We start from the raw sequence: 1,319 nt of genomic DNA, 5'->3' as shown, positions 1-1,319 counted from the left end.
TGAACCGCGCCGGGTTTGCCGGAGGCTCCAACTCATGAGTAGGATGGAGCATCATGACAAAGACAACGAACAAGTATTCACCAGAAGTGCGCGAACGTGCTGTGCGGATGGTGCTGGATGGCGCAGGGCAGCATGAGAGCCGTTGGTCGGCGATTATGTCGATTTCATCGAAGATTGGCTGCGCGCCGCAAACACTGAACGAATGGGTCAAGAAGGTCGAGGTTGATACCGGCCAGCGTGGCGGCGTCACGACCGAGCAGGCCGAGAAGATGAAGGCCCTCGAGCGCGAAGTTCGCGAGTTGAAGCAGGCCAACGAGATCCTGCGCAAGGCGTCCGCATATTTTGCCCAGGCGGAGCTCGACCGCCCAATGAAACGATGATCCGGTTCATAGAAGATCACCGGGGTGATCATGGGGTCGAGCCAATCTGCCGCGTCCTGCCGATTGCCCCAGCCATGTTCTATGATCATTTGGCCAAGCGCGCTGACCCTTCACGCCTTTCGGATCGCGCAAAGCGTGACGAAGAGTTGAAGCCCGAGATTGAGCGTGTCTTTGAGGAGAACCTTAGCGTCTATGGTGTTCGAAAGGTCTGGCATCAAATGCGTCGAGAAGGCTTTGATATAGCGCGCTGCACCGTCGCACGCTTGATGAAGGATTTGGGCCTTGAGGGTGTCGTGCGCGGCAAGAAGCCGAAGACGACGATCCCGGACAAGGCGCTGCCGTGCCCATTGGACAAGGTAAACCGCCAGTTCCATGCGCCCGCGCCAAACGTACTCTGGGTGAGCGACTTCACCTATGTCGCGACGTGGCAGGGGTTTGTGTATGTGGCCTTCGTCATCGACGTCTTTGCCCGCCGCATTGTCGGGTGGCGCGTCAGTCGCACGGCTTCTGCCGGATTTGTCTTGGATGCTCTGGAACAGGCTATTCATCAACGCAGACCAGCACAGGACAAGCTGGTACACCACTCGGATCGCGGTTCTCAATATTTGTCGATCAAGTATACCGAGCGCCTGGCAGAGGCGAAGATCGCCCCATCGGTCGGCAGCGTCGGCGACAGTTACGACAACGCTCTGGCCGAAACGATCAATGGGTTGTTCAAGGCAGAAGTCATTCACCGACGAGGTCCATGGCGCAGCTTCGATGCCGTGGAATATGCAACCCTCGAATGGGTCGAATGGTTCAACAACCGCCGCCTGCTGGAACCCATCGGGAATATCCCGCCAGCCGAAGCAGAGGCAAACTTCTATGCTGCTCTGAAAAGATCAGATATGGCCGCGTAACTAAGACAAATCAGCCTCCGGCAAACCCGGCGCGGTTCAA

At 57.4% G+C, this 1,319-nt stretch carries 1 protein-coding gene and 1 other annotated feature; the gene reads left to right on the top strand.

Features of this window, described 5'->3' with window-relative positions:
* Positions 1-53: 53 nt before the first annotated feature.
* Positions 54-1,279, top strand: a protein-coding gene (locus tag EDD52_RS23560; RefSeq protein WP_132249026.1) for an IS3 family transposase whose coding sequence is annotated in 2 segments (ribosomal slippage) — positions 54-342 and positions 342-1,279 — 1,227 coding nt in all. Because the reading frame shifts where the segments join, the coding sequence is not laid out codon by codon here.
* Positions 335-451: a sequence feature (AL1L pseudoknot), on the top strand. (Overlaps the previous gene by 117 nt.)
* Positions 1,280-1,319: the final 40 nt, after the last annotated feature.

Origin of the sequence: Primorskyibacter sedentarius (assembly GCF_004342065.1) — a bacterium.
In the GTDB taxonomy this organism is placed as follows: domain Bacteria; phylum Pseudomonadota; class Alphaproteobacteria; order Rhodobacterales; family Rhodobacteraceae; genus Primorskyibacter; species Primorskyibacter sedentarius.
This window is presented reverse-complemented; position numbering and strand designations above follow the sequence as displayed.